The following is a 7,621-nucleotide window of genomic DNA, read 5'->3' on the forward strand; positions in this document are numbered from 1 at the left end:
CTAGTCGCCTTCTGATTTGAGCTGCCGCGCGAGCAGCAGCGGTCCGAGCTGGTCCACGGGGAGCTCTCCCTTGAGCACCGCCACGACGGCGGCCGTGATCGGCATGTCCACGCCGAGCTTCTGCGCGAGCTCGTGGACGGCCGGGGCGGACTTGATGCCCTCGGCCACCTGCGTGGTGCGCTCGCCCACCTGCTCCACGGTGAGGCCCTGGCCCAGGAGGGTCCCGGCCGTGTGGTTCCGCGAGAGCTTCGACGAGCACGTCGCGACGAGGTCGCCGAGGCCGGCGAGGCCCGCCATCGTCTGCGGGTCGCCGCCGAGCGCCGACGCGAGCCGGGTGGTCTCGGCGAGGCCCCGTGTGATGACCGAGGCCTTCGTGTTGTCGCCCATCCCCTTGCCCTCGCAGATCCCGACCGCGAGGGCGATGACGTTCTTGACGATCCCGCCGATCTCGACCCCCACGACGTCGGTGCTCGTGTAGGGGCGGAAGTAGGGTGCCGTGCACGCGAGGGCGAGCCAGTGCGCGGTCGCCTCGTCGCTGCACGCCACGACGGAGGCCGTGGGCTGGCAGCGGGCGATCTCGAGCGCGAGGTTCGGCCCGGACACGACCGCGATGCGCTCCGCCGGGATGCCGGCCACCTCGGAGATGATCTCGCTCATGCGCGCGTCCGACCCCAGCTCGAGGCCCTTCATGAGGGAGACGACGACCGCGTCCTCGGGCAGGTCCGCGGCCCACTGGGACAGCTGCTCGCGCAGGGACTGGGCCGGGACGGCGAGGATGACCGCCTGCGCGCCCTCGAGGACCTTGCGCGGATCGGTCGAGGCGCTGATGCAGGACGGGAGTCCGATGCCGTCGAGGTAGCGCGTGTTGCGGTGCTGGTTGAGATCCGCGACGACGGCCTCGCTGCGCCCCCACACCCGTACCTGCAGGTCCGTGCCGCTCGCCTCGGCCGCGTCGCCGAGCACCTTCGCGAAGGTCGTCCCCCAGCTCCCCGCGCCCATGACCGCGACCCGCCGGAGGGGCTCCCGCGCCGTCCCGCTGCCCGGGGCGGCGTCGGCCGCCGGTGCGCTCACGAGGCGGCCTCGGCGTCGTCCGCTGCTGCGCTGCCCGCTGCGGGGCCGGCCTCTCCTGCGCCGCGGCCCGCGTCGCGCCCTCCACGGCCGTGGACGGTCTCGGGATGCTCGGCCGGATCCCAGCGGACCGCCGGCGGCTCCTCGCCGCGGAGCTCGCCGAGCAGGGCGGTGATGGCAGCCATGATGCGGTCGGTGGCCTCCACGAGGGTGGTCTTGTCCATGGGCCGCTCGCGCAGGTCGGACAGGTCGACAGGGTCCCCCACGAGGACCCTCGCCTTCTTGCGCGGGAAGACGTGCAGGCGCTTCGCGTACCGCGGGAACAGCTCGTGGTCCCCCCAGTGCGCGATCGGGACCACGGGGGCGCCGGTCTTGAGCGCCAGCCGCGCAGCCCCGGTGTGCCCCTTCATGGGCCACATGTCCGGGTCCCGCGTGAGCGTGCCCTCGGGGTAGACGATGATGGCACCGCCCTCGTCGATGATCTCCCTCGCGACCTCGAGGGACCTGCCCGCCCCGGCGCCGCCTCGCTCGACCGGCACCTGCTTGGTGCCGCGCAGGATGTGGCCCACCACGGGCGGCTTGAAGAGCCCGGCCTTCGCGAGGAAGTGCGGGGCACGGCCGTTGTTGTACAGCATGTGGCCGATCGTGAGCGGGTCGATCTCGGTGCAGTGGTTGGGGCACGCGATGAAGCCGCCGGACAGCGCGGCCAGCTTCTCCGTCCCTTGCCACTGACGGCCCATGAGCAGGGTCATGAGCGGCCGCACGATCCCCGCCGCGATCCCGAAGAAGATCCTCTCCTCGAGGCTCTCCCGGTGCTTGGAGTCGGTTCCGCTCCTCATGCGCGCTCCTCGAGGTCGAAGTCGGCGCCCAGCGCCTGCAGCTTGTCCGTGAAGTGCTCGTACCCGCGCTTGATGATGTCCACGCCGGTGGCCCGGGAGACGCCGTCGGCCGCGAGTGCCGCGATGAGGTGGCTGAATCCGCCGCGCAGGTCCGGGATGTCGATGTCCGCGCCGTGGAGCTTCGTGGGGCCGGAGATGACGGCCGAGTGGAGGAAGTTGCGCTGCCCGAACCGGCACGGGACGCTCCCGAGGCACTCGCGGTGGACCTGGATGGTGGCCCCCATGCGGCGCAGGGCGTCCGTGAACCCGAAGCGGTTCTCGTAGACCGTCTCATGGACGATCGAGACGCCGTCCGCCTGGGTCAGCGCGACGACGAGCGGCTGCTGCCAGTCGGTCATGAAGCCGGGGTGGACGTCGGTCTCGAGCACGAGCGGGGAGAGCGTTCCGCCGGGGTGGAAGAACCGGATGCCGTCGTCCTCGATCTGGAGCCCGCCGCCGAGCTTCCGGTACACGTTCAGGAACGTCATCATGTCCCGCTGGCTCGCGCCCTCGACGAAGATGTCACCGCGCGTGGCGAGCGCCGCCGAGGCCCACGAGGCGGACTCGTTCCGGTCCGGGAGTGCCTTGTGGGTATAGCTGCCGAGCTCCGGGACGCCCTCGATCCAGATGGTCCGGTCGGTCTGGACACTGATGAGGGCGCCCATCTTCTGGAGCACTGCGATGAGGTCGATGACCTCGGGCTCGGTCGCGGCGCCGCGCAGCTCCGTGATGCCCTCCGCGCGCGTCGCGCTCAGGAGGACCTGCTCGGTGGCGCCCACGCTGGGGTACGGGAGGGCGATCTTCGCGCCCTTGAGGCCCTTCGGGGCGGAGATGCTGATCCCGCCGGGGCGCTTGTCGACGACGGCGCCGAAGTGGCGCAGGACGTCGAGGTGGAAGTCGATCGGGCGGTCGCCGATCCGGCAGCCGCCGAGGTCAGGGATGAACGCCTCGCCGATCGCGTGGATGAGCGGGCCGCACAGGAGGATCGGGATGCGCGAGTCCCCGGCGTGGGCGTCGATGTCCGCGGAGGCGGCGCTCTTGGCGTCCTGTGGGTCGAGCGTGAGGTCTCCCGTGTGCGGGTCCCGCTCCACGCGGACGCCGTGCAGCCTCAGGAGGCTCGTGACGACCTCGACGTCCTTGATCTCGGGCACGTTGCGCAGCACGGAGGGCCCGCTGCCCAGCAGCGCCGCGACCATCGCCTTCGGCACGAGGTTCTTGGCCCCGCGCACGGAGACCTTCCCGGAGAGGGGAACCCCGCCCCGGATGGTCAGGACACTGCTCATCTGCATCTCATTCCTCGCTGGCTCTGGCCGTCGGACGACCCAGCTAAGCATAGAAGCTCGCGTCCGCGAGCGCCGAAAACGCCGGGACGCGAGCTTCCGCTTGCGCAGCCTGTCCCCCGGTGGCCGCGCGGGCCGGCTCCGGACCGGCTCAGCTCCGGGCGGGGAGCGTCGTCGGGCTGAACGCGGGGCGCGTGGCCTCGAACGCGGAGATCTCGGACTCGTGCTGAAGGGTCAGGCCGATGTCGTCCAGGCCCTCGAGGAGACGCCAGCGGGTGTAGTCGTCGATCTCGAAGGGGGCGACGATGTTGCTGCAGCTGACGGTCTTGGACTCGAGGTCTACCGTGACCTGGGTGCCCGGGTGGTTCTCGAGCTCCTTCCAGATGAGCTCGATGTCGTCCTGGGCGACGACGGCGGCGAGCAGCCCCTGCTTGCCGGAGTTGCCGCGGAAGATGTCGGCGAAGCGCGAGGACAGGACGGCCTTGAACCCGTAGTCCTTGAGCGCCCACACGGCGTGCTCGCGCGAGGAGCCCGTGCCGAAGTCCGGCCCGGCCACGAGCACGGAGCCCGAGCTGAACGGCTCGCGGTTGAGGATGAACGCCTCGTCCTTGCGCCAGTTGGCGAAGAGGGCGTCCTCGAAGCCGGTGCGCGTGATCCGCTTGAGGTACACGGCCGGGATGATCTGGTCCGTGTCCACGTCGCTCTGGCGGAGCGGGACGCCGATTCCCGTGTGCGTGGTGAACTTCTCCATGGGGGCGGTCCTTCCTTAGGCGGCAGTGCCGGCGGGCTGGGCGGTTCCGGCGGAGGCCGGCAGCGGGCCGAGGTCCGACGGCGACGAGAGGGTCCCGCGGACAGCGGTCGCCGCCGCGACGACCGGCGAGACGAGGTGGGTGCGTCCGCCCTTGCCCTGGCGGCCCTCGAAGTTGCGGTTCGACGTCGACGCGCAGCGCTCGCCCGGAGCGAGCTGGTCCGGGTTCATGCCCAGGCACATCGAGCACCCGGCGAAGCGCCACTCGGCGCCGAACTCGGTGAAGACCTTGTCGAGGCCCTCCGCCTCGGCCTCGAGGCGCACGCGTGCCGAGCCGGGCACCACGAGCATGCGCACGTCCGGGTCCTTGGTGCGGCCCCGGACGATCTCCGCCGCCGCACGGAGGTCCTCGAGCCTGGAGTTCGTGCAGGAGCCGAGGAAGACGGTGTCCACCCGGATGTCCCTCATCGGGGTCCCCGCCGTCAGGCCCATGTAGTCGAGCGCACGGCGGGCAGCCGCCTTGGCGTTCTCGTCGGCGAACGCCTCGGGATCCGGGACGGACTCCGAGAGCGAGACGCCCTGGCCCGGGTTCGTGCCCCACGTGACGAATGGCTCGAGCTCGTCCGCGTCGAGGAACACCTCGGCGTCGAACTCGGCGTCGTCGTCGGTCCGCAGCGTGTTCCAGTACTCGACGGCGGCGTCCCATTCGGCGCCCTCGGGGGCGTGCGGGCGCCCCTTCATGAAGCTGTACGTAGTCTCGTCGGGCGCGACCATCCCGGCACGGGCACCGGCCTCGATGGACATGTTGCAGATCGTCATGCGTGCCTCCATCGAGAGGGCACGGATCGCGGAGCCGCGGTACTCGAGCACGTAGCCCTGCCCGCCGCCCGTGCCGATCTTCGCGATGACGGCGAGGATGATGTCCTTGGCGCTCACGCCGGGCCGGAGCGTGCCCTCGACCGTGATCGCCATGGTCTTGAAGGGCTTGAGCGGGAGCGTCTGCGTGGCCATGACGTGTTCGACCTCGGAGGTCCCGATGCCCATCGCGAGCGCGCCGAACGCCCCGTGCGTGGACGTGTGCGAGTCGCCGCAGACTACGGTGAGGCCGGGCTGGGTCAGGCCCAGCTGCGGCCCGACAACGTGGACGATCCCCTGCTCCCGGTCGCCGAGGGAGTGAAGGCGAACGCCGAACTCCCTGCAGTTCGCGCGCAGCGTCTCGATCTGGGTGCGGCTCGTCGGGTCCGCGATCGGCCTGTCGATGTTCAGGGTCGGCGTATTGTGGTCTTCGGTCGCGATCGTCAGATCCGGCCGGCGGAGCCTGCGGCCGGCGAGGCGGAGGCCCTCGAACGCCTGCGGGGAAGTCACCTCGTGCACGAGGTGGAGGTCGATGTAGAGGAGGTCCGGCTGGCCGTCCTCGCCCTTGCGCACGACGTGCGCGTCCCACACCTTCTCGGCCAGTGTGCGTCCCACGGCCAGCTCCCTTCACCCAGTGTGCGCAGCCTCTGCGGCTGCCCCTGATTCCAGTGCACCAGCCCTGCAGTGCACTGGCTACCCCGGCGACTTGCATCTCAGATATTGAGACGGCAATATCAATCTATGGACAATTCTAGTGGTGTGGGCGTGATCGACAAGGCCGCTGTCGTACTCGATGCCCTCGAGGCCGGCCCGACGACCCTCGCCCAGCTCGTGGCGGCCACTGGCCTCGCCCGGCCCACCGTCCATCGGCTCGCGCTCGCGCTCGTGCACCACCGGCTCGTCAGCCGGGACATCCAGGGCCGGTTCGTCCTGGGCTCCCGACTCGTCGAGCTCGCCTCTGCCGCCGGCGAGGACCGCCTCATCGCAGCCGCCGGTCCCATCCTCGTCCAGCTCCGCGACGCGACCGGCGAGAGCGCCCAGATCTTCCGCCGCCAGGGCGACTGGCGTGTGTGCGTCGCCTCCGCCGAGCGGCCGGTCGGCCTCCGGGACACGATCCCCGTGGGCACGCAGCTGAGCATGAAGGCCGGTTCGGCCGCGCAGGTGCTCGTCGCGTGGGAGGACCACGACCGCCTCCTCGAGGGCCTCAACCAGGCGCGCTTCACCCCCACCGTCCTCGCGGGCGTCCGACGCCGGGGCTGGGCGCAGTCGCTCGGCGAGCGTGAGCCGGGGGTCGCCTCGGTCTCCGCCCCCGTGCGCGGACCCTCCGGGCGCGTGATCGCCGCCGTGTCCATCTCCGGGCCGATCGAGCGGCTCACCCGCCAGCCCGGCCGCCAGCACGCCGAGGTCGTGTGCAACGCTGGCCGGCTCCTGACCGAGGCGCTCCGCAAGGGCAACGACTGACGGGCCCTGCCTCCGGCGGCTCGCAACCCCCACCTCGGCGGCAGGGCTCTACCTCGGCGGGCGCACGCCCCCACCTCGGCGGCCCACACCCCCACCTCGGCGGTCCACACCCCCACCTCGGCGGCTCGCAGCCCCCACCTCGGCGGCAGGGCTCTACCTCGGCGGGCGCACGCCCCCGTCTCGGCGGGCACAGCCCCAACCTCGGCGGTCCACACCCCCATCTAGCCGGCCCACACCCCCATCTAGCTGTACCCGGCCATCAGGTTGGTTGCAGTCGGCTGGTCGGGGGCTTGCCTCCGAGTGCGCTGTGGCTACGTTGAGTGTTGTAGTGCTCGAGCCAGGGTGCAAGTGCTTCGGTGCGTTGGTCGTTGCTGGTGAAGGGCTGGCGGTAGGCCCACTCGGTCTGCAGGGTGCGGTTGAGACGTTCCACCTTGCCGTTCTGCCAGGGGCAGTGGGGCCGGATGAACTTCTGGCGGATGCCATGCCTGGCGCAGACCTCGCCCAGGGAGTACCGGTAGGCGAAGGCGTTGTCGGTCATGAGCCGCTCGATGCGGGCGATCCCGTGGGCGGCGAAGTAGGCGACCGCCCGGTCGAGGAAGCCGGCACAGGTGGTGCCCTTCTCGTCCGGGAGGATCTCGGAGTAGGCCAGCCGGGAGAAGTCGTCCACGAGCGAGTGCACGTAGTCGAAGCCGATCGGGCCCTTCTTGTGCTTGTGGGCCACGGTCGCTTCCCTGCCGAGGGCGCGCCAGCCTCCTCCGTCCGGGATCCGGCCGAGCTTCTTCACGTCCATGTGGACCAGCTCGCCGGGCCGTTTGCGTTCGTAGCGCACGGCTGTGGCCTTGCTGGAGCGGATCAGCTCTCCGCTCATCGGGTCGAGCGCTGCCAGGGGCGGCAGGCCGTTGCGGGCCAGGAACCGCGAGACCGTCCGGGGCGGCACCTCGAGCTGGGCCCCGATCCAAGCGGGCCCACGCCGTTCGCTCTGGCGCAGGTCGATGATCCGCTGCTCGAGCTCGGCGCTGGTCTTTCTCGGGCAGCTGTGCGGACGGGAGGAGCGGTCGTGGAGGCCGTCCTCGCCCTCCTCGGCGTAGCGGTCGATCCAAGTCTTCACGCACTTGCGCGAGATGCCCATCGCCGAGGCGAGGTGGGCCTGCTTCCACCCCTCGAGATGGCGGCGGACGATCAGCAGGCGGCCATGGAAGGTCAGGCGGGCGTTACCGTGGGACAAGAGAGCCTCCGGGGTCAGGTGAAAGCCTTCGACAAGCCACACCCCACCCGGAGGCTCTCCCTACGTCAACACGACTCGCCTGCCACCAACGTCATGACCCGGTACA

The 7,621-nt window shown here is 71.0% G+C and carries 7 protein-coding genes; 1 reads left to right on the forward strand and 6 read right to left on the reverse strand.

The genetic code is table 11. The features are described 5' to 3' along the window. From ABCQ75_RS09495 to leuC, 5 genes are all read right to left on the reverse strand, one after another. A complete protein-coding gene (locus ABCQ75_RS09495) occupies window positions 1-1,071 on the reverse strand; it encodes an NAD(P)H-dependent glycerol-3-phosphate dehydrogenase (RefSeq protein ID WP_345885004.1) in 1,071 nt (356 codons plus the stop codon). Then, a complete protein-coding gene (locus ABCQ75_RS09500; RefSeq protein ID WP_427916077.1) occupies window positions 1,068-1,907 on the reverse strand; it encodes a lysophospholipid acyltransferase family protein in 840 nt (279 codons plus the stop codon). Before ABCQ75_RS09500 ends, ABCQ75_RS09495 begins: the two co-directional genes overlap by 4 nt. Next, entirely contained in the window at window positions 1,904-3,229 is a 1,326-nt protein-coding gene (gene murA / locus ABCQ75_RS09505; RefSeq protein WP_345885007.1) for a UDP-N-acetylglucosamine 1-carboxyvinyltransferase, read from the reverse strand. Before murA ends, ABCQ75_RS09500 begins: the two co-directional genes overlap by 4 nt. A gap of 148 nt (window positions 3,230-3,377) precedes the next feature. Next, complete coding sequence (leuD, locus tag ABCQ75_RS09510; RefSeq protein WP_345885008.1) at window positions 3,378-3,977, reverse strand: 3-isopropylmalate dehydratase small subunit; 600 nt, start codon at window positions 3,975-3,977, stop codon at window positions 3,378-3,380. 15 nt (window positions 3,978-3,992) lie between these two features. After that, on the reverse strand, window positions 3,993-5,444 hold the full coding sequence (gene leuC, locus ABCQ75_RS09515) for a 3-isopropylmalate dehydratase large subunit (RefSeq protein ID WP_345885010.1): 1,452 nt from the start codon (window positions 5,442-5,444) through the stop codon (window positions 3,993-3,995). Window positions 5,445-5,570: 126 nt separating this feature from the next. Here leuC and ABCQ75_RS09520 point away from each other — a divergent pair, with 126 nt between their 5' ends. Continuing rightward, the gene (locus ABCQ75_RS09520; RefSeq protein WP_345885011.1) at window positions 5,571-6,290 is read left to right on the forward strand and encodes an IclR family transcriptional regulator; all 720 of its coding nucleotides are present in this window, start codon (window positions 5,571-5,573) and stop codon (window positions 6,288-6,290) included. Window positions 6,291-6,549: 259 nt separating this feature from the next. On the opposite strand, the gene ABCQ75_RS09525 is transcribed toward ABCQ75_RS09520, so the two are convergent. Further along, the gene (locus tag ABCQ75_RS09525) at window positions 6,550-7,515 is read right to left on the reverse strand and encodes an IS481 family transposase (RefSeq protein WP_345883225.1); all 966 of its coding nucleotides are present in this window, start codon (window positions 7,513-7,515) and stop codon (window positions 6,550-6,552) included. Window positions 7,516-7,621 lie beyond the last annotated feature (106 nt).

The organism is Sinomonas halotolerans (assembly GCF_039615075.1).
Classification (GTDB): domain Bacteria; phylum Actinomycetota; class Actinomycetes; order Actinomycetales; family Micrococcaceae; genus Sinomonas; species Sinomonas halotolerans.